Annotated in this window: 25 protein-coding genes; 8 read left to right on the forward strand and 17 right to left on the reverse strand. The window is 62.3% G+C overall.

Annotated elements, in window-relative coordinates; translation table 11 throughout:
• Nucleotides 1-6 precede the first annotated feature (6 nt).
• Both WCY17_RS05260 and ada read right to left on the reverse strand, forming a co-directional pair.
• A complete protein-coding gene (locus WCY17_RS05260) occupies nucleotides 7-1,401 on the reverse strand; it encodes an MFS transporter (protein WP_372701125.1) in 1,395 nt (464 codons plus the stop codon).
• Nucleotides 1,398-2,486, reverse strand: coding sequence for a bifunctional DNA-binding transcriptional regulator/O6-methylguanine-DNA methyltransferase Ada (gene ada, locus WCY17_RS05265; RefSeq protein ID WP_372701126.1), 1,089 nt, complete (start codon nucleotides 2,484-2,486; stop codon nucleotides 1,398-1,400). Before ada ends, WCY17_RS05260 begins: the two co-directional genes overlap by 4 nt.
• A gap of 34 nt (nucleotides 2,487-2,520) precedes the next feature.
• On the opposite strand from ada, the gene WCY17_RS05270 reads away from it, so the two are divergent.
• The 3 genes from WCY17_RS05270 (at nucleotide 2,521) to WCY17_RS05280 (ending at nucleotide 4,526) form a co-directional block, all read left to right on the forward strand.
• On the forward strand, nucleotides 2,521-2,874 hold the full coding sequence (locus tag WCY17_RS05270) for a hypothetical protein (RefSeq protein WP_372701127.1): 354 nt from the start codon (nucleotides 2,521-2,523) through the stop codon (nucleotides 2,872-2,874).
• Nucleotides 2,875-2,973: 99 nt separating this feature from the next.
• Entirely contained in the window at nucleotides 2,974-3,306 is a 333-nt protein-coding gene (locus WCY17_RS05275) for a helix-turn-helix domain-containing protein (RefSeq protein ID WP_372701128.1), read from the forward strand.
• On the forward strand, nucleotides 3,303-4,526 hold the full coding sequence (locus WCY17_RS05280) for a type II toxin-antitoxin system HipA family toxin (RefSeq protein ID WP_372701129.1): 1,224 nt from the start codon (nucleotides 3,303-3,305) through the stop codon (nucleotides 4,524-4,526). The genes WCY17_RS05275 and WCY17_RS05280 overlap by 4 nt, the downstream gene beginning before the upstream one ends.
• A 923-nt stretch (nucleotides 4,527-5,449) precedes the next feature.
• Here the strand turns inward: WCY17_RS05280 and WCY17_RS05285 are convergent.
• From WCY17_RS05285 to WCY17_RS05335, 11 genes are all read right to left on the reverse strand, one after another.
• Entirely contained in the window at nucleotides 5,450-6,715 is a 1,266-nt protein-coding gene (locus tag WCY17_RS05285) for an alanine racemase (protein ID WP_372701130.1), read from the reverse strand.
• 48 nt (nucleotides 6,716-6,763) lie between these two features.
• Nucleotides 6,764-8,044: a TRAP transporter large permease gene (locus tag WCY17_RS05290; RefSeq protein WP_372701131.1), complete on the reverse strand. Its 1,281-nt coding sequence runs from the start codon at nucleotides 8,042-8,044 to the stop codon at nucleotides 6,764-6,766.
• Nucleotides 8,041-8,556, reverse strand: a complete 516-nt coding sequence (locus WCY17_RS05295; RefSeq protein WP_372701132.1) for a TRAP transporter small permease — start codon at nucleotides 8,554-8,556, stop codon at nucleotides 8,041-8,043. Before WCY17_RS05295 ends, WCY17_RS05290 begins: the two co-directional genes overlap by 4 nt.
• A gap of 98 nt (nucleotides 8,557-8,654) precedes the next feature.
• Entirely contained in the window at nucleotides 8,655-9,740 is a 1,086-nt protein-coding gene (dctP, locus tag WCY17_RS05300; RefSeq protein ID WP_372701133.1) for a TRAP transporter substrate-binding protein DctP, read from the reverse strand.
• Nucleotides 9,741-10,025: 285 nt separating this feature from the next.
• Nucleotides 10,026-10,958, reverse strand: a complete 933-nt coding sequence (locus WCY17_RS05305) for a 3-keto-5-aminohexanoate cleavage protein (RefSeq protein ID WP_372701134.1) — start codon at nucleotides 10,956-10,958, stop codon at nucleotides 10,026-10,028.
• Nucleotides 10,959-11,025: 67 nt separating this feature from the next.
• The gene (locus WCY17_RS05310) at nucleotides 11,026-11,949 is read right to left on the reverse strand and encodes a 3-hydroxyacyl-CoA dehydrogenase (protein ID WP_372701135.1); all 924 of its coding nucleotides are present in this window, start codon (nucleotides 11,947-11,949) and stop codon (nucleotides 11,026-11,028) included.
• Between the two features lie 41 nt (nucleotides 11,950-11,990).
• Complete coding sequence (locus WCY17_RS05315) at nucleotides 11,991-12,866, reverse strand: SMP-30/gluconolactonase/LRE family protein (protein ID WP_372701136.1); 876 nt, start codon at nucleotides 12,864-12,866, stop codon at nucleotides 11,991-11,993.
• Nucleotides 12,867-12,875: 9 nt separating this feature from the next.
• The gene (locus tag WCY17_RS05320) at nucleotides 12,876-14,915 is read right to left on the reverse strand and encodes an ABC transporter permease (RefSeq protein WP_372701137.1); all 2,040 of its coding nucleotides are present in this window, start codon (nucleotides 14,913-14,915) and stop codon (nucleotides 12,876-12,878) included.
• The gene (locus WCY17_RS05325; protein ID WP_372701138.1) at nucleotides 14,908-16,434 is read right to left on the reverse strand and encodes a sugar ABC transporter ATP-binding protein; all 1,527 of its coding nucleotides are present in this window, start codon (nucleotides 16,432-16,434) and stop codon (nucleotides 14,908-14,910) included. The genes WCY17_RS05320 and WCY17_RS05325 overlap by 8 nt, the downstream gene beginning before the upstream one ends.
• 89 nt (nucleotides 16,435-16,523) lie before the next feature.
• Nucleotides 16,524-17,657 (reverse strand): sugar ABC transporter substrate-binding protein, encoded by a 1,134-nt coding sequence (locus WCY17_RS05330; protein ID WP_372701139.1) that lies wholly within the window; start codon nucleotides 17,655-17,657, stop codon nucleotides 16,524-16,526.
• A 91-nt stretch (nucleotides 17,658-17,748) separates the two neighbouring features.
• Nucleotides 17,749-18,531 (reverse strand): SDR family oxidoreductase, encoded by a 783-nt coding sequence (locus WCY17_RS05335; RefSeq protein ID WP_372701140.1) that lies wholly within the window; start codon nucleotides 18,529-18,531, stop codon nucleotides 17,749-17,751.
• A 172-nt stretch (nucleotides 18,532-18,703) separates the two neighbouring features.
• On the opposite strand from WCY17_RS05335, the gene WCY17_RS05340 reads away from it, so the two are divergent.
• The 3 genes from WCY17_RS05340 to WCY17_RS05350 all read left to right on the forward strand — a co-directional run bounded on the left by WCY17_RS05340 (nucleotide 18,704) and on the right by WCY17_RS05350 (nucleotide 20,947).
• A complete protein-coding gene (locus WCY17_RS05340; RefSeq protein ID WP_372701141.1) occupies nucleotides 18,704-19,423 on the forward strand; it encodes a GntR family transcriptional regulator in 720 nt (239 codons plus the stop codon).
• Between the two features lie 172 nt (nucleotides 19,424-19,595).
• Complete coding sequence (locus WCY17_RS05345) at nucleotides 19,596-20,267, forward strand: 3-oxoacid CoA-transferase subunit A (protein WP_372701173.1); 672 nt, start codon at nucleotides 19,596-19,598, stop codon at nucleotides 20,265-20,267.
• Nucleotides 20,268-20,284: 17 nt separating this feature from the next.
• Entirely contained in the window at nucleotides 20,285-20,947 is a 663-nt protein-coding gene (locus WCY17_RS05350) for a 3-oxoacid CoA-transferase subunit B (protein ID WP_372701142.1), read from the forward strand.
• Here the strand turns inward: WCY17_RS05350 and lipA are convergent.
• Both lipA and lipB read right to left on the reverse strand, forming a co-directional pair.
• Nucleotides 20,902-21,894 (reverse strand): lipoyl synthase, encoded by a 993-nt coding sequence (gene lipA, locus WCY17_RS05355; protein ID WP_372701143.1) that lies wholly within the window; start codon nucleotides 21,892-21,894, stop codon nucleotides 20,902-20,904. The genes WCY17_RS05350 and lipA overlap by 46 nt on opposite strands.
• A complete protein-coding gene (gene lipB / locus WCY17_RS05360; protein ID WP_372701144.1) occupies nucleotides 21,891-22,634 on the reverse strand; it encodes a lipoyl(octanoyl) transferase LipB in 744 nt (247 codons plus the stop codon). The genes lipA and lipB overlap by 4 nt, the downstream gene beginning before the upstream one ends.
• A gap of 134 nt (nucleotides 22,635-22,768) precedes the next feature.
• Between lipB and WCY17_RS05365 the strand changes: the two genes are divergently transcribed.
• Nucleotides 22,769-23,422, forward strand: coding sequence for a LysE family translocator (locus tag WCY17_RS05365; protein ID WP_372701145.1), 654 nt, complete (start codon nucleotides 22,769-22,771; stop codon nucleotides 23,420-23,422).
• A 92-nt stretch (nucleotides 23,423-23,514) separates the two neighbouring features.
• Here WCY17_RS05365 and WCY17_RS05370 read toward each other — a convergent pair whose 3' ends face one another.
• Nucleotides 23,515-24,408: a LysR family transcriptional regulator gene (locus tag WCY17_RS05370; protein WP_372701146.1), complete on the reverse strand. Its 894-nt coding sequence runs from the start codon at nucleotides 24,406-24,408 to the stop codon at nucleotides 23,515-23,517.
• Between the two features lie 173 nt (nucleotides 24,409-24,581).
• On the opposite strand from WCY17_RS05370, the gene WCY17_RS05375 reads away from it, so the two are divergent.
• Nucleotides 24,582-25,640 (forward strand): YeiH family protein, encoded by a 1,059-nt coding sequence (locus WCY17_RS05375; protein ID WP_372701147.1) that lies wholly within the window; start codon nucleotides 24,582-24,584, stop codon nucleotides 25,638-25,640.
• 121 nt (nucleotides 25,641-25,761) lie between these two features.
• Here WCY17_RS05375 and WCY17_RS05380 read toward each other — a convergent pair whose 3' ends face one another.
• Entirely contained in the window at nucleotides 25,762-26,376 is a 615-nt protein-coding gene (locus tag WCY17_RS05380) for a LysE family transporter (protein WP_372701148.1), read from the reverse strand.
• Nucleotides 26,377-26,396: the final 20 nt, after the last annotated feature.

Raw genomic sequence — 26,396 nt, forward strand, 5'->3', positions numbered from 1 at the left:
CGACTGTCATGGCCTGCGTGTGGACGCATGTGCCAGCAGCGCCGCGCCCGCCGCAGCGACCGCCATGAGAGCACAAGTCCAGGCAAATGCCGGGACTGCGCCCACCCCCATTTGTGCCAGGTAGAAGGACCCCAGCGTCGCCACGCCCACGGCACCACCCACCGGCGCCGTCGTGGTGATGAGCCCGCTCATGTCGGCGGCCTGGGCGACGGGCGTTGCGTTGGTCAAATACACGATCAGCGCGCTGAAATTGAGCCCCAACCCAAGTCCGCCCAGCGCCAGCAGGGCGGCCAGCAACGCGTCGGCCCCGGGCGCGAACGTGAGACTCACACCCAGTGCTGCATATGCCAGCGCCAGCACGATACAGCCAATCAATGGCAGTCGCGGTGCCAGGGGTGGCGTCGCCAGGCGCATCAAGTGCGCTGCCAGGCCGAACGCCGCCACCCACGGTACAAGAATGAGGCCGGAGAACAATGCGCTGCGCCCGGCGCCGCGTTGCAGGTACTGCGCCAGCGTGAACAGCAGCGCGTAATAAGTGCCGCTGGTCACCAGTAACGCCAGCACACCAAAATACACCGTCGGGCGGCGCAGCAATGCCAGATCGACCAAGGGGGCTGCATTGCGGCCACGCGCCTGGCTGCGCAGGAAGAGCGCAAATGCAGGGATGCACGCCGCCAGCGCCAGCCACGCAAGTGGCGGCCAACCCGCACTGTGGCCAAGCGAGAGGGGTAGCACCAGGAGCAGCAAGCTGATCGACAACAGCCCCACCCCCACGGCGTCGAGCGTCTGGGGCGCGCTCTGGCGCTGCGCATCCGGGAGGTAGCGCCACGCCCCTAGGGTCGCGGCCAGACAGATCGGGGCGTTGATGATGAAGATCGCGCGCCAGCCGATACCCGCAAGGTCGTACGCCACCAGCACGCCGCCCAGGATTTGCCCGCCTACGGCGCCGACCGACTGTGCCATCGCCAGCAGCGCCACCGCGTGGGTGCGTGCCTTGCCCTCGAAATTCAGCTGAATCCCGGTGAGTGCCTGCGGGTACATGAGCGCGGCACCGACCCCTTGCGCCACCCGCGCGGCGATCAGCACCGGGCCATTCGGCGCCAGCGTGCTCGCCAGCGATGCCAGCCCGAACACCGTGCACCCCAGAATGTAGATACGCCGGTAACCATGAATGCGCCCGAGCCGCGCGCACGTGACCAGCAATACCGCAAACGGCACGAGATATCCGTCCACCACCCATTGCAGCACCGCGCTGCTGGCCCTGAACTCCGCCTGGATGGACGGAATCGTGACGTTCACGATGGTTGCGTCGATCTGTGCCATGAAGGGCGCCACGAGCAGCACGCACAGCAGTGCAGTTCCCGGTCGCCCGGCCGTCGTTACCAGATGGGTATGCTTCACGATGAGGTGCGATCAAGGTGCTGTGGAAGCTCGGCGGAATCGTCCGCCGGCTGCTCGCGTGCGAGCAGCGCCTGCTTGCGTGCCACGCCCCAGCGGTAGCCCCCGGGCGCGCCGTCGCGGCGTACTACGCGGTGGCAGGGGATGACCACGGCCACGGGGTTCGCGCCGCAGGCGTTGGCGACAGCCCGCGTCGCACGCGGCATGCCGAGCCGTGCAGCGACCTCGGCGTAGCTTGCCGTGGCACCGAAAGGGATCGTGCGCAGCGTTTGCCAGGTGCGTTGCTGAAAGGCGGTGCCGCGCACGTCAAGTGGCAAGTCCTGGCCCATGCACGGCGATTCCACCGAAGCGACGGCAAGCGCCATCCAGTGCTCGAATTCCGGGTCGCCGCCCACCAGGTGCGCACTGCAGAAGCGATCCTGCAGTTCACGCACCAACGCATCCGGATCATCACCCAGCCACAGGGCGCACACGCCGCGCGCGGTCGCAGCCACCAGAATTGCGCCAAGCGCGCATGCGCCCACGCCAAAACGGATGGTCTCGCCCGTGCCGCCTGCCCGAAATGCATGTGGTGTCATGCCCAGCAGCGCTGTCGAAGCGGCGTAGAATCGGCCACTGGAGCTGAAACCACTATCGTGGATCGCTGTCGTCACGTTGGCGCTGTCGCGTAGGGCGTTGCGCACGCGGGCCGCCCGGCATGCAACAGCGTATTGGTGCGGCGTTACACCCGTTTCGGCTTTGAAGACACGATGAAAGTGCGAGCGGCTCAGCCCGACTGCATCGGCGAGTTCGGACAGCGCTGGTGCCGTATCGGCGCGCTCGATCAGGCGGCAGGCACGCACGACCGCCGTGGTGTGCCTGGCCGCAGGCGCCTTGGGGTGGCAACGCAGGCACGCGCGATAGCCCGCAAGTTCTGCGGCTTCGGGCGTGGCATGGAACACCACGTTGTGACGCGCCGGAAGGCGGGCAGGGCAGCCCGGGCGGCAATAAATGCCGGTTGATTTCACTGCATACCAGAAGGCACCCACAGCGCGCGTGTCGCGCTGCTGCACGGCCTGCCAGCGCTCGGCGTCAGTTGTGTAGGGCATCACGCGCATCCTCGTTGTCCGTCATGTGTGCAGGATGGCGCATGCGGCGCAATTGCGCACCTCGAAACGTCTCTGCAAATTGCATCTGCATTGCATCGGTGAAGGGCTACTTCACGATTTCCATCAGCCTGCCAAAGTCATCGACCACATCGTACCTGACGTTCTCGGGGGCGCCTTTTTTTGGGCCAACCGTCTACGCGATCATCTTTTGTTCGACATCTTCTTCTCTCTCTTGCTGATGCTCGGCACGCAAAGGCGCAAAGGAAGAGGATTCCTGCTGCTGGCGACCTTGCTGCATCGCTCACTTCACAGACAAACCGTGCTTGTGTCTGGCGGTTGCCTGTCGACACATGGCCGCAGCACCCCCGACTCACGAAAGTTGACGTAACGATACGATGGTCACTGCCTGATCGCTCGCGTCCGCTATCCCAGTCACTTATTTTCAAGAGCAGATAAAGAGCATTACAATGTCACTTAAATAGTGCTCATGTCATTAAGAGTTATGGAATCGACTTTTAATCTCGCAACTTTCACAGAAATTCTACAGGCCTTGGGTACTCGTTTACGCGAGCAGCGGCTTGCCCAGTCGCTTACGCAGCGCGAACTGGCGCAAATGGCCGGGCTGTCGTTGGGGGCGTTGCGCAAACTCGAAACTGACGGGCAGTGCTCGCTGGAAACACTGATCCGCGTCACGCAGGCGCTTGGGTTGCAGGGGGAGCTGGACGATCTATTCGTACTCAAACGGCAATCCATCGCCCAGATGGAGCAGGCTGAGCTTGCCCGCCGACGCCAGCGTGCGCCGCGCAGGAAAACATCATGAAGTTGCTTACTGTGCATTATTGCGGCTGGGGAGAAGACTGGCCCTTGGGGCGCCTGGCTGATGACGGTCAATCCCTGCTCTTCGAATATTCCCCCGAAGCCCTGGATCAGGATCTGGAACTGTCACCCTTGCACCTCAAGCTGCGTGCAGATGCCTACGGAAGTTTTCCGGCCCATTTGCATCGACTCCCTGGCTTGATCGCCGACAGCCTGCCTGACGGCTGGGGTTTGCTGCTGATGGATCGCCTGTTCCGTCAACAGGGCTTGCGTCATCCCCGGCCGCTGGACCGGCTGGCCTTCATTGGTGAGCGCGCCATGGGCGCGTTACGCTTCGTTCCGGCAAGCGAGGCCGGTGTACAGGAGCCCGACTGGTCCTTGCTGGCGCTGGCCGAGCAAAGCCGGCTGGCGCTTGCGGGCGAGGCGGGTGCCACCCTGCGTGAACTCGCGCTCACCGGCGGTTCGCCCCAAGGGGCCCGACCCAAGGCGTTGGTGCAGTACGACGTCGCGACGGGTCACGTCAGCACTCGCTCGGATGCGCCCGGCAGTCCCTGGTTGGTCAAGTTTCCGGCGCGGAACGAACACAAGGAAGTCTGTGCCATCGAGCAGCTCTATGCCGAGCTGGCTCGTGATTGCGGACTGGATGTACCCGAAAGCCGCTGGTTCGACCTTGGTCCTGAACTGGCCGCCTTCGGCGTCGCGCGCTTCGACCGGGAGGGTGGGCAACGTGTCCCGATGCAGAGTCTGGCTGGATTGCTGCAGGTGGATTTCCGATTACCTGGCGCAACCGACTACACTGCCCTTCTGCGGGCTACCCGCTTTTTGACACGAGACGAACGCGAAGTCGAGAAAGCCTACACGCGAGCAGTCTTCAATGTGCTGTTCCGCAATCGTGATGACCACCCCAAGAACTTCGCCTGGCGTCTCGGGCGTGACCGGCGCTGGCGTCTGGCGCCGGCATTCGATCTGACCTTCAGCGAAGGCCCGATGGGCCAGCACCACCTGGACGTTTGCGGTGAAGGTGCTGCCATCGAACGTCGGCATCTGTTGCGCTTGGCGAAGGAAGGTGGCGTCCCGACGAAACGGGCGAAAGAGGCTATCGACCGGATGTTGCTGCAGGCAAGTTCATTGGGCGAGCGGTTTGAGCGCGCTCCGATCAGGCAGATGATGGCACAGGAGATCAAATCTGCCATTGACGCCTGTCGCCTGCGCCTGCAATGCTGAGGTTGTCAGCGGTGGCCCAATGACCGATCATGCATCAGATGTTTTCTGAGGGCGTATGAACGATGTTGTTTGGGTAGGTTATGGATGGACATCCTCGGCACCGATATGACCCCCTAGCGTGACGAGGAAGCTGACGGCAATCAGTTCGCGCTATATGACCGTTAGCGGTATACAGCGCGAAAATCCTGTCGTGCAGTGGCCCGTACGCCGGCGGCAAGGCCGGCGGCGAGCGCAGCGTGTGCCACGCTCTCGGACCGCGCGTTCTACGCGCCGCTGGGCAGTTTCAAGCGGCATGAAGCCGCGCTGCGCCGCAAGCGCTTACTCAGGAACCCACCGAAGTGAGCCAGCCCTGTCGGGCTGAACACAGCAGGAATCCCCTTTCTTTGCACCCTTGGGTGCCGAGCATCAGCGAGACGGAGGGGAGGATGTCAATTCATTGCAGCAAGAAGTGTTGGATATCGGCAGCAATGCCGCATATGGATGTCGTTCAAATCTCATGCTCGTCAGGGGGTGCACAGACCAATGAAAAACGCCATGAAAGCCTTGGCCACAGGGGTGCTCGGGGGCTGTCTGTTGACGTCACTTGCCCTGGCTGCAGAGGCCGATTGCCACGCGATTCAGAATCAGGACAAGAAAAACATCTGCCTGGCGCGCACAACGGGGCGATCGGCATACTGCCATGCAGTCAGGCACCAGGATGAAAGGAACTTCTGCCTGGCAGTGCTGACTTCCAGGAGCGCCTACTGTTATTCCATTCGAGACGACGATCGCAGGAAAATGTGCCTGGCGCTGATCCGGTGACCTGTGGCAAGTCGCTGCCGGGGCCTGCTGCTGCGAAGACAAGCCGCCGGGGCGCATCGACAGGATCTCGGCTGGGCCCGATCCGACCGCATGGCTGAGTCGGGCCAGGCTGCGGGTCATGCTCAGAACCAGGTCGATATCGCACCCACGATGTCGTGGGCATCGTTTCGAACCAGGATGCGTCGCCATTTGTCGAAGGTCAGGCAGGGATGCGACATGCCGAGCAGGATGGCATCCCCGGCCTGCACGGGCGAATCGGCCGGGCAGCGGATGTGGGTGTGCTGGTCGTTCAGGTCGACCACGCTGTGCCCGGGCAGGGGCAGCGGGCCTGTCGCCGACTCGCCGAAGCGCACCATGCCCAGCACCACGGGCAGGTCATCGGGTGAGATGTCGCGCTTGCCTGCATTGACGATGATTCTTTCGCGCTCGGGGCGCGACAGCACATAGCCCCAGACCTCGAGGGCATTCAACAGACCATGGCCGCGCTGGCCGATGGCCGGATTGCGGGCCATGATCTCGCTGAAGTACCGCTGATACAGGCCTGCGTCGTGCGTCAGGTAGCACCCGCTGCGCGTGAGCACCCGGGTGCCGGCCGGCAGCGTGCCCACATCGGTTTCATCGAAGACCAGGTCATAGAAGGCCGATCCGCCCACCGAGAACAGCGTCTGGCCAGGCGCGAAATGGCCTGCCTCGTGGCACGCGTGCATCAGATCGACCATCGACTGGAGAAATGCCCGGATCAGGGCGGCTTGTGATTCGCCGGGGCCGGCGTGGATATAGCCTTCGAACCCCTCGATGCCGATCAGATCGAGGACGGGGCTGGCGGCAACGCGGGCCGCCAGTGCCAGGGCTTCGTCTGCCGTACGGCAGCCGCAGCGCCCGCCCGGATAGCCCAGTTCGACCAGCACCTGCAGACGCCTGTCCAGGCCCATGGCCTGCGCCTGCGCTTCGATGGCCTGGATGTTTTGTTCGTTATCGACCAGGAAAATGAATTCGAAGCCGGGATCGGCCTGCATTTCCTGGATGATGTACCGAATCAGGGGCCCGCCCACGAGCTGGTTGGCGTAGAAAATGCGCTGGATGCCGAAGGCCCGCGCCACCCGGACCTGATGCCCGGTGGCCAGCGTGATGGCCCAGGCGCCTGCCTTGATCTGCATCTGGAACAGTTCCGGGCTCATCGTCGTCTTGCCATGGGGGGCGAACAGGGCCCCCTTGTCGTCGACCAGGCTTTGCATCCATGCCAGGTTGTTTTCAAGGGCGCTGCGATCCAGGACGCAGACCGGGAGGTCGAGATCCTCATGCAGGAGATTCCAGCGCTGGTGGGCGATGGCTTGTGCATCGACGCAGGCGTAGGGCGGAATGCCCTTGGTGGTGTGTTCAAGCAGCATGGTGCGCGGGCTCCGTCCCGAGTTCGATTTGGGTATTGTGCCAGCCTGTCACATGCCCAGGACCCTGGGCAGCCACATCACCAGGCCCGGCAGCAGACAGACCAGCAGCACGATGACGATCTGGCTGAAGATGAAGGGGATGACTTCGCGGATGGCATGTTCGTAGGGCACATTGCTGATGCGCGCCGTCGTCATCAGGGACATGCCTACCGGCGGGGTCAGATTGCCGATGTTCAGGGCCAGGATGATGACCATGGCGACGTGCAAAGGGTCGAAACCCAGGGTGATGAGTGCGGGCACCAGCACCGGCCCGGCCACCACCACCGCCGGAATGACATCGATGAACATCCCGAGCACGATCAGGAACGCCACGACGATGAACAGCTCGATGGTTCGGTTCGAACTGAGCGAGGCGATGAAGTGGGCCGACTCGGCCGCCAGGCCGCTGCGCGTGATGAGCCAGCCCAGCAGGGTGGCCGCGCCCAGCAGCAGGAAGACCACGCCCGAGAACGAGATGGTCGCAACGACGGATTCCCAGATGTCGCGCAGCGTCAGGGTCCGGTAGATGACCGTACCCAGCAGCAGGGCCATCAGGGCACCCAGGGCGCTGGCATCGGTCACGGTCGTGATGCCGAACAGGATGCCGCCCAGGATGACGATGGGAATGGCCATGGTGGGCGCGGCCCGCAGGCCGGTCTGCAGGATGCGGCGCAGGCGGATGGGATCATGGCGCGGGTAGTTCCTGCGCACCGAGATCCAGAAGCTCAGCACCAGCAGGGACAGTGCCATCAGCAGCCCCGGGATCACGCCGGCCGCAAACAGCGCGGTGACCGACACGTTCTGCATCGACGAGGCATACACGATCATCACGATACTGGGCGGAATGATAGGGCCGATGATCGACCCGCTTGCCGTGACCGCAGCGCAGTAGGCCGCGCTGTAGCCTTCTTTCTTCATGGATGGGATCAGCGTCTTGCCAATGGCAATGGCGTCGGTGACCGCTGCGCCCGTGATACCCGCAAACAGCATGCTGACCACGACGTTGATGTGCGACAGCGCGCCCGGAACAGTGCCGAACAGACTGTTGCTGAAGTCCACCAGGCGGCTGGTGAGCTGCGAGCGGTTCATCAGTTCGGCGGTCAGGATGAAGAATGGGATGGCGATCAGGACGTAATCGGAGATCCCGGCAAAGAACTGGTACGGGAGGATGATCAGCTGGTTCAGGCCCCCCAGGCCAAGAACCCCGGAGAGTGCCCCGAAAATCATGACGATGCCGATGGGGGCGCCGATGATGAGGAACGCCGCGAACGCGGTCAGGGCTGCAGTCATGGGGTGAGCTCCCGTTCGAGTTCCTCGACGATGGAATGCGTGGCCAGCAGTTGTGGCCCGGCCAGCAAGTGGATGCAATAGACCAGGCCGGTGACCGGTAGCGCAGCGGCAGGCCAGCGCCCGGAAATCTGCAGCGAGCTCGAGATCATGATCATCTGGTCGGACGACAGCATGAATTCATAGCCGTAGACCAGCAGCAGGATCCCCAGCAGGCCCACCAGCACGTAATTGACGTGGCGCAGCAACGCAGCCACGCGGGCCGGAACCCGATCGACCAGGAAGGACATGGCGATGTGTTCGCCGTATTTCAGGGCGACCGTGGTGCTCAGGGCTGCCACCCATGGCAGCAGGACCTGGTTGATGCCTATGGCCCAGGTCAGTGAGGTGTTTGTCGTGTATTTGTAGCCCGCTGCGAGAATGGTGATGCCGAAGATGACGGTGAGCAGCAACGCGGCCAGGACAATCACGACACGGTTGGCGGCATCGCTGATGCGGACGGCTGGAGATGGCATGGGGAAGGTCCCGTGCGCTGCGGCCGGGTGACCGGCCGCAGGTATGGTGAAGCATCGCGACCGGCTACGGAAACCGGTGTGCGATGCGCTATGTGTGCCTATTCGAGGAAGGGGCCCTCGGCCTCGGCGATCTCTTTGGCCACCTGATCGACCTGGGCCCAGAACGCCTCGACATCAGCGGCCGGGATGCCGAAGCTGCCGCTGATCCACTCTTTGTAGGCCGGTCGCGCAACAGCCTTCCATTTTTCGCGCTCGGCCGTGGGCAGGATGTAGCACTGCTCGAAGTGCTGGCAGGATTGCTGCCAGCCGTACAGCGACACCAATGCCGACACCCCGTGGCCCAGGAATACCGATTCGCGGGCGGCGTGCACGATGGCCGCCTTGTAGTCGTCGGGCAGGCTGGAGAACCATTTCTCGCTCACCAGCCAGCTGGTCGTGTTGTAGACCAGCCCGGCCAGTGTGGTGAACTTGGTGACGTCCCACAGCTTGAAGGCCGCATTCGTGCCCGGCGCGTTGTACTGGCCGTCGACCAGGTTGGTGGCCAGGGCGGTCTGCACCTCGCCCCAGGCCAGCGGCGTGGCGCTGGCCCCCAGCGATTTTATGATCTCGACGGCCGCCGGATTCTGCTCGACGCGGATGTTCAGGCCCTTGAGATCGTCCTGCGTCTTGATCAGGTGCTTGTTGTTGGTGAACGCCACGAAGCCGCCGCCGTCATCAAACGTGCCCAGGTAACGAATGCCCCTGTCCTTGATCATGGGTTTCATGAAGTCGGCGAACCACTGCGAATCATAGAATGTCCAGGCCGTCGCGTAATCCGTGAACAGGAATGGCGTGGACGTGATCTGATAGGGCTTGTAGAACGACGACATGGCCCCCGACGAGATCAGTGTCGACTGGACCAGTACGCCGTCCTTGAGCTGCTTGGTGGTTTCGACCTCGGAGCCCAGCTGCAGGTTGGAAAACAGCTTGACTTCGACATCATTGTTGGTGGCCGATTCGACCAGCGCCTTGAAGTGTGTGAGTGCTGCCGCCTGCTCGTTGGACATGATGTCCGATGGGTACAGGTAGTTGATGTTCATGGTGTAGCTGGCTGCCGCCGCGCCCACGCAGTAGGCGGATGCGGAAACCGCGATGAACAGGGATGCCAGTGGCCGCAGCAGCGGCGATGGGTTCAGCTTGGGCATGTCAGATCCTCCGATGAGTCGCCCTTTTTGTACGGGCCTGGTTTTTATTGAATTCTGATGCTGCTGGTGAGGGGGGTGAGGGGTCTCCTTGGTGATGGCTGGCGGGCCCGGTGACCGGGCCCGCACGAGTTCATTATAGGGTACGCTTTTTGGGATGTGGTGCCGATTCGGATGGTGTGGTCATCATGTTTCGGCATGATATGCCACGAAATCGATATTTCCAAGAATACAATACTGCAGTTTCAGCTATTTGTCGGTCGCAGGAACATCCCTTGAAAAGCCAAATCAAAAAGCGACCTTGTCCCCCCCCTTCAGGTGCAGGATCGCCCGGGTCTCATCGGGCGTGGCCACCTCGAGGTTCAGTGCCTCCAGGATCGTGCGGATGCGCGTCACCTGATCGGCGTTGGAGTGCGCCATCTCACCGGGCCCCATCCACAGGGAATCCTCGAGCCCGACGCGCACGTTCGAGCCCATGGCGGCGCCGATGGTGGCCAGCGGGATCTGGTTGCGGCCAGCACCCAGGATGGACCACTGGTAGTCGGTGCCGAACAGTCGGTCGGCCGTGCGACGCATGTGCATTAGGTCTTCGGGGTTGGGGCCGATGCCGCCCAGAATGCCGAACACGGACTGTATGAACGGCGGGCTCTGCACCAGGCCACGGTCCATGAAATGTGCGAGGTTGTACAGGTGGCTGATGTCGTAGCATTCGAACTCGAAGCGCGTGCCATTTTCGGTACCCTTGCGCAGGATGGCCTCGATGTCCTTGTACGTGTTCTTGAAGATCAGGTCACGGCTGTTTTCAAGGTGCTGGCGTTCCCAGTCGTGCTGAAAGGTCTTGAAGCGATTCAGCATGGGGAACAGTCCGAAATTCATCGAACCCATGTTCAACGACGCCAGTTCGGGCTTGAAGGTCATCGCGGGCTGCATGCGTTCTTCGACCGTCATGTGCGGGCTGCCACCCGTCGTGATGTTGATCACTGCGTCGGTGGCCTGCCTGATCTTCTCCAGGAACGGGCGAAAGAACTCCGGATCCTGAGTGGGCTTGCCATCCTTCGGGTCGCGCGCATGCAGGTGCAGGACCGCAGCGCCGGCCTGTGCGGCCGCAATGGCATCATCGGCGATCTGCTCGGCCGTGACCGGCAGGTAGGGTGACATGCTGGGGGTGTGAATGGCGCCGGTGACGGCGCAGCTGATGATGGCCTTCTTCTTGCTTGCCATGGTGATGCTCCTTGAAAAATTCGTGATTGATATGCGTTCAGCGGATGCGGGCGTTGCGCGGGTGGCATCAATCCTTGCCTGCCTTGTGCCTGAGCAGGGCCATCAGGCGTTCATCGCGCCAGACCCGCCTCTCCCGGAGTTGCTCGCGCGGCAGGATGTCACGCCGCTCGGCGTCCAGAGCGTGGATCAGCGTGTCAGACCACGGTGTGGTGTCCGTCTGTTCCAACGCCAGTTCGTTGTAGATGCCGCCGTATCGTTCACAATAATCCTGCAGACCGTCAGGGGCATTCAGATCGATGGTTTCGAACGGCCCCATGAATGACCATCGCAATCCCAGGCCGTTCTTGATGGTCAGATCCAGATCCTCGACCGACACATAGTCGTTCTCGACGAGACGGAAGGCTTCCCGCAATACGGCGCCCTGCAGCCGATTCAGGATGAAGCCCTTGATTTCCTTCTTGACGATGATGGGGGTTTGTTGCACTTGCGTCAGCAGGTCATGCGCTTTCGAGATCACCGCTGGATCCGTCCACGGCGCGCCGCACAGCTCGACGACTGGAATCAGGTAGGGCGGATTCACCGGGTGTGCCACCAGGCAGCGGGCACGGCCGGGCAGGCTTTCGGTGAACCGCGAAGCCGCGATGCTGGATGTGGAGCTGGCCAGTATCGCCTCGGGACGGGTCAGTGCGTCCATGCGGGCGAAAATCTCCTGCTTGATCTCGACGGACTCCGGCAAGCATTCCTGCACGTATCCCGCCTCGGCAAGGGCCTCTTCCAGGGTCGGTACACAGCGGATCCTTGCCTGGGTCTGTGTGCTGGAGGCCAGCAGACCGGAGCGCTGCAGTTTGTCGGTGAGCTGCTGCACCATTTCATCCGCACGTTCCAGCGCTCGCGGGTCACCATCCCAGAGGGCGACATCGAGGCCACCTCGGGCAAATACGATGGACCATGCCTGGCCGATGAGGCCGGCGCCTATGACTGCGATCTTCATGATTTCGTGATCCTGACAATGTGGGTGAGCGGGGGTGTGGGTCAGCCCCCAAAACGGTGTTCAGGCACGCCCTGTATGCCCAGCCCGGTGATCATGAAGACGCTGCCCCCCAGCACCGAATCGGTGGGGAACCGTGGCAGGGGAGGGCGCGACATGGACGTGACGAAGAGGATATCCAGATTTTCACCGCCGAACATGACGCTGGTCACATTCTTGACGGGCATCTCGATGATCCGCTCGATCTGTCCATCGGGGGTGTAACGTACCAACTGGCCTTCATACACCTGGGCATTCCACAGGCAGCCTTCTGCATCCACGGTCGAGCCATCCGGAGAGCGGAAATTCTTGCCCTGGATGGTTGCGAAGGTGCGCCGATTGGCGATGGCGCCGGTGTCCAGATCATAGTCGTAGGCCCAGATTTCTTCGGCCCAGGTGTCTGCAAAATAGAACGTTCGGCCGTCGGGGCTCCAGCAGGGCCCATTGGAAACCACGATCCCTTCTTGCAGCTTGTGCACTGAAAGATCCGTGTCCAGGCGATATAACGCGCCGTTGGGGCCGTCTTCCATGGTATCCATGCTGCCGAACAGAAAACGACCTCTCTGGTCGACCTTGCCGTCATTGAGCCGGTTGTTGGGCGAATCGGGCTCCGGGTCATGCAGCAGTTCGACGTGCCCCGTCTTGAAATCGACGGTGTGCAAGCCGTTGGCCAATGACGCAATGGCCCCACCTGAACGCCGCAGGGCCATCGAGCCGATTTTCTGGGGCACCTGCCAGGCTCTGATGTCCCGGCCATCGACGGTTGCGCGGAAGATCCGGCCATCGGCACTGTCTATCCAGTAGAGGCGCTGCTCGTCGATATCCCAGAGAGGACCCTCGCCAAGCGTCGTTTTGACATCGACAAACACTTCAATCTTCATATTGAGCTCCTAAGAAAACCGCTCCTTGAGACTGGCAACTGCCAGCAGCAGAACCGAACCAAAGATGATGGGCCTGACGGCATAGGGCAGCCCGCTGCCCGACAGCAGCATCTGCAGTGCCGTAAGCAGCAAGACCCCGGCCAGCATGCCCAGGTAGTGACCACGGCCGCCAGTGATCAGGCCGCCGCCGACCACGATGACGGCGATCGAGGGCAGCAGGAAATCATCGCCCATGCCCAGGCTGGCCTGGCCCGAGAAACCCGTCAGCAGAACCCCCACCAGTGCTGCGCACAGGCTGGACAATACGAACACCAGGATGAGGATGCGATTGGCAGGCACACCCGACAGGTGCGCTGCCTTCAGGTTGCTGCCGGTTGCATAGACCTGTCGGCCAAAGGGCGTGCACGTCAGGAGGAACACGGCAAAGGCCACGAACAGCAGCATCAGGTAGGCAATCGGTGTGATGCCGAACAGCTTTGCCGTCATCAGCCACGAGACGGCAGGCGCCGGAAAGCCGCTGGGCGTCCCTTGCGAGTACAGCAGCGCGAGCCCCTGCAGGATGCCGTTGGTCGCGAGTGTCGCCACGATGGACGAAAATCCGAGTACGGCCACCATGATGCCATTGAGCAAGCCAATGGCCAGCCCGGTCAGCGTCACGAGAATGAGGGCCTGGGCGAGGTTCTCATTGGAGCCCTGCGTGATCCCGGTAAAGATGAAGGCACACAGGGCAATGGTCCACGGTAGTGAAAGATCGAGGCCGCCGGTGAGAATGACGGCACCCTGGCCGAGCGCCAGAATGATCAGGAAGGTGGACAGGACGATCAGTGAATTCCAGTAGGACCAGCGGAATATATTGAGGTCCAGGATCACGGCGGTGGCCAGCACGATGAGAATCAGTGCGATCAGGGCCGGCACGGAGAGCATGATGTCCTTTCTGTACCGTTTCGCCAGGCTGATATGCGGTGGCGGGGTACTGGATGACTGGACAATGTCGATACCCGGCCTGGCATGGTGTGCATTGCGGCGATCGCGGCCATGCGTCCGGCGAAAATGCATCCGCGCCAGTGTTCGTGCGATGAATTCGCGCAGTGGTGAGCCAGACCCCAGGGCGTTGAGCAGTACGGCGATGATCAGCACGACCCCCTGCGCGATCGTCGAGTAGTACGCCGATACGCTGAAAATCAGCAGGAGATTCACGATCACCATGAGGATATAGGCACCCAGTACCGAACCCAGCGGGCCGCCCCGTCCGCCGCCCAGGCGCGTACCGCCAATGACGATGGCTGCAAAGACGGGCAGCAGCAAAGAGTTGCCTACCAGCGGGTCCCCCGAGCCCGTCTGTGCCGTGAGGAACAGGCCGGCCAGGCCGTACAGGGCGCCTGCGGCACAGTATTTCAGCAGCAGAACGCGTCGGATCCGGATCCCGACGGCACTGGCAGAGGCCATGTTGCCGCCCACGGCATAGAGGTGCAGGCCGTAGGGTGTCCGCTTGAGCCATGCCCAGGCGCCCAGGCAGGCGAGAATCATGAATCCGGCCGTGGGCATGACATCGGGGATCAGATCGCCCATGAGCGTCGAACTGATGATGCCAGGCACTTCGCCGCCCGGCGAATCCATGATCAGCAGGGTGACCCCCTGAAGAATGAACATGGTGGCCAGGGTGACGACGATGGACTGCAGTCTGAGATAAGCGACCAGCAGGCCGTTGACCAACCCGCACGCGCTGCCGATCCCGATTGCCAGCACCAGCATGGCCAGGAACGTGCCCGGCCCGTCGCCCTCGATGAACTGGCTCGCCAGTACGACGTTGACCAACGAAATCACGGCCCCTACGGACAGATCGAAGCCACCCCCCAGTATCACCAGCGTGCCGCCTATGGCCGCAATCGCCAGCGTCGTGCCCCCTTGTATCAGCAGCAGAAGGTCGAAATATTCGAAGCTCGCGCCGCTCTTGAGCGTGACCATGAAGACCAGCAGGATCAATACGGCCGCAGCAGCGATCACGCTGCCGAATTGATCCAGCATGCGGCCATACGAATGATCAGACATGCGTCAATTCCGTTTCGGTATGCGGCTGGCCCAACATGGTGGATACCACGGCGTGCTCGGTGATGTCGGACGCCTCGAAGGTCCGGGTGATGTGGCTGCGATAAATGACGTGGATCCGGTGGCTCAGATTGATCACTTCGGCGATTTCCGTTGAATAGAACAGTACGGCGCCCCCGAGGCGCGTGTAATCGAGCATCAGTTTGTAGATTTCATGTTTTGTGCCTACATCGATGCCGCGTGTGGGGTCAAAGAGCAGCAGGATGCGGCTGCGGGCCAGCAACCAGCGGGCGAGGACTATTTTTTGCTGGTTGCCACCGGAAAACGACCCTGCGTCCATCCAGAGCGCCCTTTGGTCCAGATTGATGCGCTCGAACACCCGGGCGGCACCCGCAACCTCGGCGGACTGACGGATGGCGCCGCCACGCGCCAGTTGCCGCAGAATGGGTAGTGATGCGTTCTTCAGGCCGCTCTGGTTGAGCAGCAGGCCTTCCGTCTTGCGGTCTTCCGGCACAAAACCGATGCCTGCGTGCCGGATGGCATCCATCGGGCCGAGCTGCAGGGTGGCTTTGCCATCGATGAGCATCTGGCCCGATTCGGGCAGACGCAGGCCGAAGCAGGCTTCAAAGAGGTCGAGCTGGCCCATGCCCTGAAGTGCCGCAATGCCAAGGATTTCACCCTGATGCAGCTGCAGGCTGGCATTCTGGATCGAGCCTGCGGACAGGCCCTGCAGCTCGAGCACGCATGGGCCTTTGTCGTGGCTCTCCCGGGGCGGAAAAACATTGTGTACTGAGCGGCCGGCAATCAGCTCGACCACCTCGTCGTCAGTGTAGTCGCTGACAATGCCCGACGAAATCAGGGTACCGTTGCGCAGGATGGACAGGTCATCGCAGAATTCGCGCACCTCTTTCATCCGGTGAGAGATGAATATGATGGTCAATCCCTGAGCCTTGAGCCTGGCAATGATTCCGCCCAGCCATTGAACATCCACCGATGACAGGGTGGAAGTGGGTTCGTCGAGCAGGAGGATTCTTGGCTTCCTGAAGATCGCGCGCGTGATTTCGATCTTCTGCTGCACCGTCAGGCTGAGGTTGCGCACGGGTTCGTCAAGATCCACCTCGAATTCGAGTTCCGCCATGTGCGCCAGGATGAGCCTGCGCAATTGTGCACGGCGTATCATCCCGGAGGCATGAATCGCCGCACGGGGCAAGAGCATGTTGTCCAGAACCGAGAGATCCGGGAGCATGGTCATTTCCTGGAAGGCGGTCTGGATGCCCAGTGCCTGGGCCTTCAAGGGCGATGCCAGGTTGACCTGCTCGCCGAAGACTTCGATGTGCCCCGTGGTGGGGGGCATGAGCCCCGAAAGCAGTTTGACCGTCGTGGACTTGCCGGCACCGTTCTCGCCCAGCAAGGCATGTACGCGCCCGGGCCTGATGTCCAGTGAGACGTCCGAAAGCGCAACCACCGGACCGAATCGTCTGGACAGATGATGCAGGCGCAGTGCGCTGTCGGATGGCTGCATGTCGGGGCCTTTCTGAGCGTGGGTGGACGGTGTGAAACGAGGGTGCCGGCCGGCGTGCCAGTGGTTTGTCGCCGGCCGGTGCCAGTGGCCTATTCCTCGTCAGGCTCCCCGTTCAGGGCCGCTTCCAGACCCAGATTCTCGGTTTCCGGGGAATAGATGGATGCGAACCAGCCGGGGTTCTTCACGATTGACGGCATGAACACGTTGCAGCCGTCATCCATTTCTTTCCACGTGCCATTCTGGCAGAGTTTGACGGTTTCGTTGGTGATGCGCGGCAAGGGCAGGATCACTTCCTGCGGCACCTCTTTGCCATCCAGAGCCTGGACCGCCAGTTTCAGAGCCAGCGCGCCCGAGTACGGCACGGATGCGTAGGAAAAGCGCGGCGCGCCCAGGGGTGCATACGCACCACTTGCACCGTCCAGTTGAGTGTCGGGTGGCAGCATCTGGATGCGCCCGCCATTGGAGCCTTCTCCGGCGCAGGGCAGAAGATCTTCTGGCTTGCGGTCGGCCTCGAGCTGCATGGCGTTGGCCGTGTAGCAGCCCACCTGCATCCACAGGCCATCGATGTCATCCCAGTCTCGCACGGCCATGATTTTGGTCAGCTCGGTGCGCGCGACCGCCTGGCTCCACATGCCCGGGCTTTCGTTGACCACCTTGATTTCCGGATACTTTGCAAAAACGGATTTGGCACCTTCTGTCCGCAGCTTGTCCACCGATGTGCCCGGCACGCCGGTGATCATGACGACGTTGCCTTTGCCGCCCATTTGCTCGACCAGCCATTCGCCGGTTGCCACGCCCGCTTCTTTCTGGTCGATGTGGATATTGTGGGCGCAGGGTTCGGTGACTTCGCCATCATAGGCGAACACCTTGATGTCTTTCGAGCATGCCCGTTTGATCACCTGATTGAGTGCCGTGGGTGAGATTGGGTACACCACGATGGCGTTGGCACCTGCCTGGATCATGGCATTGATCTGCTGGATCTGCTTTTGTGCATCGGCGCCAGCCACCTGGATTTCGAGATCCACCTTGTCACGCAGTTCGGGCGTCTTGGCCATGGCCTTGATCATGTTGGTGGCTTCGGCCTGCCAGTCATTGCCAATGTAGCTCATGCTGAGGAATATCTTGTATTTGTCCGATTCTGCATGCGAGGCCGGTGCCAGCAGCATGGCCGATGCGGCCATCATCGAGGTCACCAGTGTTTTCATGCCCTTGGTACCGTTCATTTCAGTCTCCTGGTTGGGGGAAAACCGGGGCCGTGCCCCGTATTGTTGAAGCATCGTGCCACCCGCCAGGGTGGCACCGTTTCACTTGGGTTCAGATCAAGGCTTGGGTGTGGCCGTCGACGGCCAGCGCCTGGCCGCTGACACAACCTGCCGCGCCGCTGGATACGAACAGCACCGTGTTGGCCACGTCGCGTGCCGTCACCATGCGGCCCAGCGACGCCTGTTGTTCGTAGAGCGCCGTGATTTCTTCCACCGGGCGCCCCAGGGTCCGGGCCTTGGCATCGATCACTGCGCGGATGCGCGGGCCATCCACCGCCCCGGGCAGGATGGCATTCACCCGGATGCCGAATGGGCCCAGTTCGATGGCCAGTGTTTTGGTGAAGCCAACCACCGCCCACTTGGATGCCGAATAGGGTGCGCGTCCGGCGAAGCCCAGATGGCCTGCAGCCGATGAAAAATTGATCATGACACCGGATTCCGATTGCTTGAGCAGTGGAATCGCCAGCCGTGCACACAGGAACTGGCTGGTGATGTTCACTGACAGTGTGCGGTTCCAGTCTTCCAGGCTCAGGGTTTCGACATAGCCTGTAGGGCCTGCGACCCCCGCATTGTTGATCATGACATCCAGGCCATGCAGTTGCTGGTCGACCTGATCGAACAGGGCTTGCACGCTGCCTTCGTCCGATACGTCGGCATGCAGGGTGATCAGCTGTGGATGCGCTTTCCCGGCGTCGGCCAGCATGCCGTCATTGATATCGCACACCATGACCTTTGACCCCGCCTCGAGGAATGTTCGCGCCATCTCCAGGCCCAGGCCGCTGCCACCGGCTGTGATCAGGACCTTTTTGTCTTTCATGCTGATGTGCTCGAACATGGTGTGCTCCGTATGGTGAATTCAAAAGTCTGGCCTGTTGCGGCGTTTGGGTGTCAAATGACCGCGTCATTCATGACGACGGTTCTATGGATTCGGCCCGCCGTTATTGTTATATTAATTCTCTGTGATCACAGATCACAGTAAGTGTTTTCCCTTATAAAGGAAGGGCGTCATGACCAAACTCCTCAACCCGTTACCCCCTCGCGGCACCTTGGGCATGGATGTTCTGAACCGCATCAAGGATCTGCTGCTCACGGGCCGGGTGATGCCAGGCGAGCGCCTGTCCCTGCGCTCCATGGCAGAGGCATTGGGTGTCAGCATGATGCCGGTGCGCGAAGCCGTCTATCGGCTGATTTCGGATCAGGCCCTCGAGGTTGCTCCCAACCGCTCGATCCGGGTGCCCGTCATGAGCGCCGAGCAATTCGACGAGATCACCAGGATCCGGTTGCTCATCGAAGGGTATGCCGTACGCGAGGCGGCAGCGCACGTCACGCCAGCGCTGATTCAGTCATTGCGCGATCTGAACCAGGAACTTGCCCTGCGCATGAGTGAGGGGGGCGACAGTCTGGGGAAGGCGGTTCTCGTGAACAAGGCCCTGCATTTCTCGCTGTATGAAACGGCGCACATGCCCATGCTGATGAAGATCATCGAATCGTCATGGCTGCGGATCGGGCCCGTGCTCAACTACGACCTGCGCTCTGGTTCGGAGCGTACCGAGAATCAGACCGCAGTAGGGCACCATGCGCGCATGATCAGTGCCCTGGAACAGGCCGACGCGGATGCGGCCGCTGCGGCGCTGCAAGACGACATCAGGAGTGCCTATTGCTATATCGTCGAGAAGCAGTGGCCGAAGAAGGCGCCCGACGTCTCCGTCCAGTCGGCCCTTTCATGAAGGTCATATAGGTCATATCCCTGCAACGCCGCAAGGTACCTGTGCGCAGCATATGTGTATTGTCCTCGACGGCGATCCATGACAGACCTCGGTCGTGGGATCAGAAGGCCATCATCACATACGTATAATGCTCAAACATCGGCCCGGTACCCTGCCGTTCTCGCGAGGATTCATTTTGAACAAACGCTACCCCGATATCGCTCACGCCCTGCAGGGCATCCGTGACGGCGACACCATCATGATCGGCGGGTTCGGCCTCGCGGGCCAGCCCGCAGCGCTGATCGAGGGCCTGGCCGACCTGAACCTGAAAGAGCTCACGATCATCAACAACAATGCCGGCAATGGCGACACGGGCCTGGCTGCCCTGCTGGCCCGGGGTCAGGTGCGGAAAATCATCTGTTCATTTCCGCGCCAGCATGATTCTCATGTATTCGACGGCCTGTACCGCGCAGGAAAGATCGAGCTCGAACTGGTGCCCCAGGGCAATCTGGTGGCGCGCATCGAGGCAGCAGGTGCGGGCCTGGGGGCAATCTTCACGCCCGTGGGATACGGCACGGACCTGGCCCGGGGCAAGGAAGTCCGTGAAATCGACGGTCGGCATTATGTGCTCGAATACCCGTTGCACGCGGCCGTGGCGCTGGTCAAGGCCCATGTGGCCGACGAGTTCGGCAATCTGATCTATCGCAGGACGGCCAGAAATTTCGGGCCCATCATGGCCGCTGCGGCAAAGACCACCATCGTGCAGGTGACCCGGGTCGTGGTACCGGGCCAGCTTGATCCGGAAACCATCGTGACGCCGGGCATCTTCGTGCAACGTGTCGTGGTGGTTCCACCCCAGGAGTGATGATGTCGTATGTTCGCATGAACAAGGAAGCCATGGCGCAACGCGTCGCAGCGGATATTTTTCCTGGTGCGTATGTCAATCTGGGCATCGGCCTGCCTACATTGGTCGGCAATTACATCGACCCGGGCAAGCATGTGATGTTGCACAGCGAAAATGGTCTTCTGGGCATGGGCCCGGCGCCTGCGCCGGGTGAAGAAGACCCCGATCTGATCAACGCCGGCAAGCAGCCGGTCACTACCGTGCCCGGTGCTGCATTCTTTCACCATGGCGATTCATTCGTCATGATGCGTGGCGGCCATCTGGACATCTGTGTGCTCGGGGCCTACCAGGTTGCGCAGAACGGCGATCTTGCCAACTGGCACACGGGCGACCCCGATGCCATCCCGGCGGTAGGCGGGGCCATGGACCTGGCCGTGGGCGCGCGCAATGTCTGGGTGATGACCACGCACACCACGCGCGATGGCCAGCCCAAGCTGATGAGGTCCTGCAGCTATCCGCTCACCGGGCTGGGTTGCGTGAAGCGCGTGTATACGGATCTGTGCGTCATTGAAATCCACGATGGTGCGATGCATGTGCGCGAAATGGTCGACGGGCTGTCATTCGAAGCCCTGCAGGCCCTGACCGATGCGCCGCTTCACAGGCCCACGTTGTCAGCCTCGAGCACGCGCTCGGCGCGGTAGCTCGAGCGCACCAGCGCACCGGCCACCACTTCCCGGAAACCCATGGCCAGCCCCAGGCTGCGAAATTCGCGGAACTGTTCGGGGGTGACGAAGCGCTGCACCGGCAAATGATTTCTGGTGGGGCGCATGTACTGACCCAGGGTCAGGATGTCGACATCGTGGGCGCGGGCGTCTTCCATGGTCTGGATGACTTCTTCATCGGCTTCGCCCAGGCCCAGCATGATGCTGGTCTTGGTCAGCGTCTGTGGGGCATGGGCCTTGGCAAATTTCAGTACGCCCAGGGTCTGCTGGTAGCCGGCGCGTACGTCGCGCACCACGTGCGTGAGGCGTTCGACCGTCTCGATGTTCTGGGCAAATGTGGTCAGCCCGGCATCGAGTACGGTGGCGACGTGTTCGTGCCGGCCCTGGAAATCCGGCGTGAGTGCCTCGACAGCGGTGTCGGCCGAGCGCTGGTGGATGGCGCGAATGCAGGCGGCGTAATGGCCGGCACCACCGTCGGCCAGATCATCACGGTCGACCGAGGTGAGCACCACGTATTTCAGTTGCATGAGAATCACGGCTTCGGCCACGCTTTCGGGCTCATGGTGATCCAGCCAGCCATGGGGGTTGCCGGTACTGACCGCACAGAATTTGCAGGCGCGCGTGCAGACCGAACCCATCAGCATCAGCGTGGCAGTGCCCCGCCCCCAGCATTCGGCGATGTTGGGGCATTTGGACTCGGCGCACACGGTGTTGAGCTGGTGCTCGCGCACGATGTCACGAATGGCCTCATATTTGCCCCCCGCCGGGATGCGCACCCGCAGCCAGGATGGCTTGGGTGCGGCATCTGGCTGCTCGGCCAGGCTGCTGGGGCGCATGCCGTCCTTCACGGCACGGGTACCCTGCGGGCTGATGAATTTGGCCCCGGGGCGTACGCGGGCGCGGATGATGGGGGTGTCTGTGGTCATGTCTGAATGTCAATCGTGGGTCGGGGAATGTTGGGCGGGCCAGAATGCCAATGGCGCTTCAGGGTGTGTCGGGCGTTTCTGGCCGAGCTGAAGTCCATGCTGGAGCACCAGGCCGCGGTGAAGATGCGGGCCAGGGCATCGCCAGTGTCGGCCACGTTGCAGTGTACGCCGCATGCAGCCATGTCGACTGTTTGCAGGCCTGCGTAGCCGCATGGATCGATGCCCTGGTAGGGCGTCAGATCCATGTCCACGTTCAGGGCGATGCCGTGATAGGCACAGCCCTTGTGGATCTTGATGCCCAGTGCGGCAATTTTTGCCAGTTGCGTGCCGTGTGGCCGCTGCAGGGCGGATTGGGGTACATAGACCCCCGGGGCGCCAGGCTTGCGGCAGGCCTGCAGGATGCCATGCTGCGCCAGCGTATCGAGCACCGTCTGTTCGAGCAGATGCACGAGGGCGTGCGCAGAGACCTTTCGGCGGCGCAGATCCACCAGCGTATACAGGATCACCTGCCCTGGTCCGTGGTAGGTGACCTGGCCGCCGCGGTTGCAGTGCACTATGGGTATGCCGTGCGGGTTCAGAATGTGCTCGCTTCGGCCCGCCTGACCCAGCGTGTAGACGGGTGTGTGCTCGACCAGCCAGAGTTCGTCGGGGGTTTCGGGGCTGCGTTGATCGGTGAATTCCTGCATCGCCCGCCATACCGGTTCGTAGGGGGCGGGGCGGTCCAGCCAACGGTGTTGCATTTGGCGCGTCCAGGCAAAATATCCGGCATTATTGTGGCATGATGTGTGCCTTGAACGCATCCATAATCACACGGGCCAGCCAGTCGACATGAGGATCAGGAACACGGCAAGGGTCGCGAACGTGGCGCCTCATCATGCCCGGCGCTGACACACTCACTGGGTTCATGGGCGTTGCCCTCCTGCTGGCGCTCAGTCCGGGGCCCGACAATCTGTTCGTGCTGGTGGTTTCGGCCCAGAAGGGCTGGCAGGCCGGTCTTGCCGTGGTGATCGGGCTGTGCCTGGGGCTGGTGATCCAGACCACGGCGGTGGCGCTGGGGCTGGCGGCGCTGTTTCTGGCATCGGCCACTGCTTTCATGGGGCTGAAAATCGCCGGTGCCGCCTACCTCGGGTACCTGGCCTGGGGCGCCTTCCGGGCTGCGTCGCAGGTGGGGAACATGGCTGCACCGGGCCAATCCGGGGGTGCAGTACCCACGAACGGGTTTCATCCACTGCGCATGGTGGGGCGCGGTATCATCATGAACATCACCAACCCCAAGGTACTGGTGTTCTTTCTGGCGTTTCTGCCGCAATTCGTGGACCCGTCGCGTGGCCCCATTGCGATCCAGATCGTGGTGCTGGGCGCGCTGTTCATCGTGGCCACCTTGCTGGTCTTCGGCGGCATTGCGTGCTTCAGTGGCAAGGCCGGGGATGTTCTGCGGCGCTCGGCCGGGGTGCAGCGCTGGCTGAATCGCATCGCCGGCGGGGTGTTTCTGGGGCTCGCCCTGAATCTTCTGGTCATGCGGCGCTGACGGGTACGATGCCAGGAGAGTGCTGCCAAGAGTGCGATACCTGGGGTGCGATGCCTGGGGTGCGATACCAAGGACACGATGCCGCTGGCGGGTCACGCAGCGCTGGCAAAATGGGCTTGCAGCATGGCGTCGAACAGGGCCATGGCCCGGCTGCCCGGCTTGTCCTTGTGCTGGATGCGGTAGAGCGACCGCTCGAGCGGGGGCAAGGGCGACTGCAATTCCACCAGGCGACCCTGCTCGAGCCATTCGGCCACCACATGGCATGACAGACAACTGATCCCCATGCCGGCTGCGACCAGCTGCTTGATGGCTTCCGATTGGCCCAGTTCCATCACGGCATTCAGGCGGCCCAGATGCGGCAGCAGGAGCCGCTCGACTTCTTCGCGGGTGCCCGAGCCCGGTTCGCGCAGGACCCAGGGCGCCTCGGTCAGTGCCTGCAAGGTGACCGGGCCTTGCGCCAGGGGGTGGCTGGCGGCCGCAAAGACACACATGCGGTCTGATTGCCAGGGGGCCATGAGCAGTTCGGGATGATGGCTGGGGCCTTCGACAAACCCGGCGTCGATGCGCAGCTGCGCGACGGCTTCGACCACGTCGGCCGTATTGCCCACCACCAGCTGGATCGACGCACGCGGGTGGGCCTGGCTGAACTGGGCAAGCAACGCGGGCAGGAGGTGATTGCCTATGGTGGTGCTGGCCCCCAGGCGCAGGAAAATGCCGGCGTCGTCCGTGAACAGACGCTGCAGATCCAGCGCCTGATCCACCAGTGCGCGTGCCCTGGGCAGCAGCGCATGCCCCTGGGCATTCAACAGCAGGCCGCGCCCGACCCGGTCGAACAACGGAGTGGACAGGCCGTTTTCCAGCGACAGCAGGGCCTGGCTGGCGGCGGACTGGGTCATGCCGGCCTGTTGCGCGGCGGCCGTGACCGTGCCTTGGTCCACGATGCCAAGAAAAACTTCGAGCTCGCGCAGGCTGATATACCAGGGCATGGTTGATTGACAAGAAATACCGATCGATCAGATAAAAAGTATTTGTTTTATTTCTTGCATCATAGCGCGTATCGTGGCGTCACGCGCTGGCAATGGGCCAGCGCATTTTCGGTACCGCCCTCGGGCCTCTGACCCCTGACCCCTGACCCCTGACCCCTGACCTGCCATCACTCATGACCACATTGACACGCCGTGTGCATTTCACGGGACCCATACAGATTGTGCCGGGCCTTCTGCTGACCCTGAGCATTGCCCTGGTGGCGATCGTCCTGGCGCAGCGCCCGCTTTTCTCCAGTATTGGGCTTTCCGCACTGACCCTGGCGATTGTGGGCGGCATGCTGCTGGGCAACACGCTATACCCTCGACTGACCTGCCAGTGTGGGGCCGGCGTGGGGTTTTCGAAAGCCAGGCTCTTGCGCCTGGGCATTGTTCTGTACGGCTTCAAGCTGACCTTTCAGGATATTTACGCTGTGGGCCTGGATGGGTTGCTGATCGACGTTCTGGTGATTGCGTCTACATTCACCCTGGCCTGGTGGGTGGGGCACAGGAAGATGGGGCTCGATGAGCAGAGCACGATGCTGATCGGCATCGGCAGCTCGATCTGCGGCGCGGCGGCAGTCCTTGCTGCGGAGCCCGTGGTGCGGGCACGTGCCGACCAGGTGGCCGTGGCCGTGGCCACGGTGGTGGTGTTCGGTACCCTGGGCATGTTTCTTTACCCCGTCCTCTACGCGCTCGTGCAGCCCTGGGGTCTGAGTGAATCGGCCTACGGCATCTGGACGGGTTCCACTGTGCACGAGGTGGCGCAAGTGGTGGCCGCTGGCCGCGCGGTCGGCGAGCTGGCCGCCACGAATGCCGTCATCATCAAGATGCTGCGGGTCATGCTGCTCGCACCCTTCCTGATTGCCCTGGCCGCCTGGCTCGCCCATCGTCGGGGTGCCTCAGGTCATCCGGATGGCCATGCGTCGCTGCATGCCATTCCCTGGTTTGCGGTGGCCTTCATTGCCGTTGCCGGGTTCAATTCCCTGCGCTGGTTGCCTGCACAGCTTGTGCAGAATCTGCTGGTGCTGGACAACCTGATCCTGACCATGGCCATGGCGGCCCTGGGGCTTACCACCCACATCTCGGCCATACGCCAGGCGGGTGCGCGCCCGCTGCTGCTGGCCGCCATGCTGTTCATCTGGCTGTTGCTGGGTGGCGCCCTGATCAACGGTCTGGTGACGGGGTTGCTGTAGCCTGATCCAGGCCGATCCCGGTTGGTCCAGGTTGGCCCAGGTTGGTCCCGGTTCATCCAGGGGCCGCTTCGATGAGGCATGCCACCTCGCGTGCGTACTGGCGCGCGATGCCCCGGCCGGTTCAGCCGCACCAGGCGAGGCTGCCCACCCTGGCAGCCAGAGCCAGCAAGACGACCCCAATGACGCGCTCGAAGCCCTGCAGGTGGGCGCGCAGCCAGTGCAGCATCCTGGGCGTGGAAAACAGGCTCGCCACAAGCGCGAACCACAGGAACGTCTCGGCCACCAGCAGCACGAACAGCAGGCTCAGCTGCCACCTGGTGAACCCCGGGCTGATCGCCTGCGAGAGAATGGAACCGAAATAAAGCATGGCCTTGGGGTTGAGCAGGTTCGTGAGGAATCCCGTGGTCCACGCCTGCCGACGGCCGGCCTGCAGGCTGGCTGCCTGGGGCAGCGTGCCCTGCGAGCGCAGGCTCTGGATGCCGAGCCACATCAGGTACAGGGCGCCGGCCACGGACAGGATGCGTGACAGCCCAGGCAACGCCGCCAGGACCAGGCTCAGCCCCAGCAGTGTAACCAGCGTGTAGCCGGCGATGCTGGTGGCCACACCGGCGGCGGCCCACAACCCGGTCTGACGCCCACCCACGATGGACAGGCGTGTGATGACGGCGAAATCCGGCCCGGGCAGGATGACTGCCATGGCATGTACGGCCAGGATCAGGACCAGGGTATGTTGCACGATGCAGGCCGGTATCGATT

Origin of the sequence: Castellaniella sp. (genome assembly GCF_041677825.1) — a bacterium.
GTDB lineage: Bacteria > Pseudomonadota > Gammaproteobacteria > Burkholderiales > Burkholderiaceae_B > Castellaniella.

What these genes read in the sequence shown, in the direction of transcription:
- lipA (WP_372701143.1), bottom strand. Translation starts at nt 21,894, where the DNA reads ATGACCACAGACACCCCCATCATCCGCGCCCGCGTACGCCCCGGGGCC.
- WCY17_RS05290 (WP_372701131.1), bottom strand. Translation starts at nt 8,044, where the DNA reads ATGACTGCAGCCCTGACCGCGTTCGCGGCGTTCCTCATCATCGGCGCC.
- WCY17_RS05350 (WP_372701142.1), top strand. Translation starts at nt 20,285, where the DNA reads ATGAACAAGGAAGCCATGGCGCAACGCGTCGCAGCGGATATTTTTCCT.
- WCY17_RS05280 (WP_372701129.1), top strand. Translation starts at nt 3,303, where the DNA reads ATGAAGTTGCTTACTGTGCATTATTGCGGCTGGGGAGAAGACTGGCCC.
- WCY17_RS05330 (WP_372701139.1), bottom strand. Translation starts at nt 17,657, where the DNA reads ATGAACGGTACCAAGGGCATGAAAACACTGGTGACCTCGATGATGGCC.
- WCY17_RS05295 (WP_372701132.1), bottom strand. Translation starts at nt 8,556, where the DNA reads ATGCCATCTCCAGCCGTCCGCATCAGCGATGCCGCCAACCGTGTCGTG.
- WCY17_RS05285 (WP_372701130.1), bottom strand. Translation starts at nt 6,715, where the DNA reads ATGCTGCTTGAACACACCACCAAGGGCATTCCGCCCTACGCCTGCGTC.
- WCY17_RS05305 (WP_372701134.1), bottom strand. Translation starts at nt 10,958, where the DNA reads ATGGCAAGCAAGAAGAAGGCCATCATCAGCTGCGCCGTCACCGGCGCC.
- WCY17_RS05310 (WP_372701135.1), bottom strand. Translation starts at nt 11,949, where the DNA reads ATGAAGATCGCAGTCATAGGCGCCGGCCTCATCGGCCAGGCATGGTCC.
- lipB (WP_372701144.1), bottom strand. Translation starts at nt 22,634, where the DNA reads ATGCAACACCGTTGGCTGGACCGCCCCGCCCCCTACGAACCGGTATGG.
- WCY17_RS05370 (WP_372701146.1), bottom strand. Translation starts at nt 24,408, where the DNA reads ATGCCCTGGTATATCAGCCTGCGCGAGCTCGAAGTTTTTCTTGGCATC.
- WCY17_RS05365 (WP_372701145.1), top strand. Translation starts at nt 22,769, where the DNA reads ATGCCCGGCGCTGACACACTCACTGGGTTCATGGGCGTTGCCCTCCTG.
- WCY17_RS05325 (WP_372701138.1), bottom strand. Translation starts at nt 16,434, where the DNA reads ATGCAGCCATCCGACAGCGCACTGCGCCTGCATCATCTGTCCAGACGA.
- ada (WP_372701126.1), bottom strand. Translation starts at nt 2,486, where the DNA reads ATGCCCTACACAACTGACGCCGAGCGCTGGCAGGCCGTGCAGCAGCGC.
- WCY17_RS05335 (WP_372701140.1), bottom strand. Translation starts at nt 18,531, where the DNA reads ATGTTCGAGCACATCAGCATGAAAGACAAAAAGGTCCTGATCACAGCC.
- WCY17_RS05270 (WP_372701127.1), top strand. Translation starts at nt 2,521, where the DNA reads ATGGCGCATGCGGCGCAATTGCGCACCTCGAAACGTCTCTGCAAATTG.
- WCY17_RS05340 (WP_372701141.1), top strand. Translation starts at nt 18,704, where the DNA reads ATGACCAAACTCCTCAACCCGTTACCCCCTCGCGGCACCTTGGGCATG.
- WCY17_RS05315 (WP_372701136.1), bottom strand. Translation starts at nt 12,866, where the DNA reads ATGAAGATTGAAGTGTTTGTCGATGTCAAAACGACGCTTGGCGAGGGT.
- WCY17_RS05275 (WP_372701128.1), top strand. Translation starts at nt 2,974, where the DNA reads ATGTCATTAAGAGTTATGGAATCGACTTTTAATCTCGCAACTTTCACA.
- dctP (WP_372701133.1), bottom strand. Translation starts at nt 9,740, where the DNA reads ATGCCCAAGCTGAACCCATCGCCGCTGCTGCGGCCACTGGCATCCCTG.
- WCY17_RS05320 (WP_372701137.1), bottom strand. Translation starts at nt 14,915, where the DNA reads ATGTCTGATCATTCGTATGGCCGCATGCTGGATCAATTCGGCAGCGTG.
- WCY17_RS05375 (WP_372701147.1), top strand. Translation starts at nt 24,582, where the DNA reads ATGACCACATTGACACGCCGTGTGCATTTCACGGGACCCATACAGATT.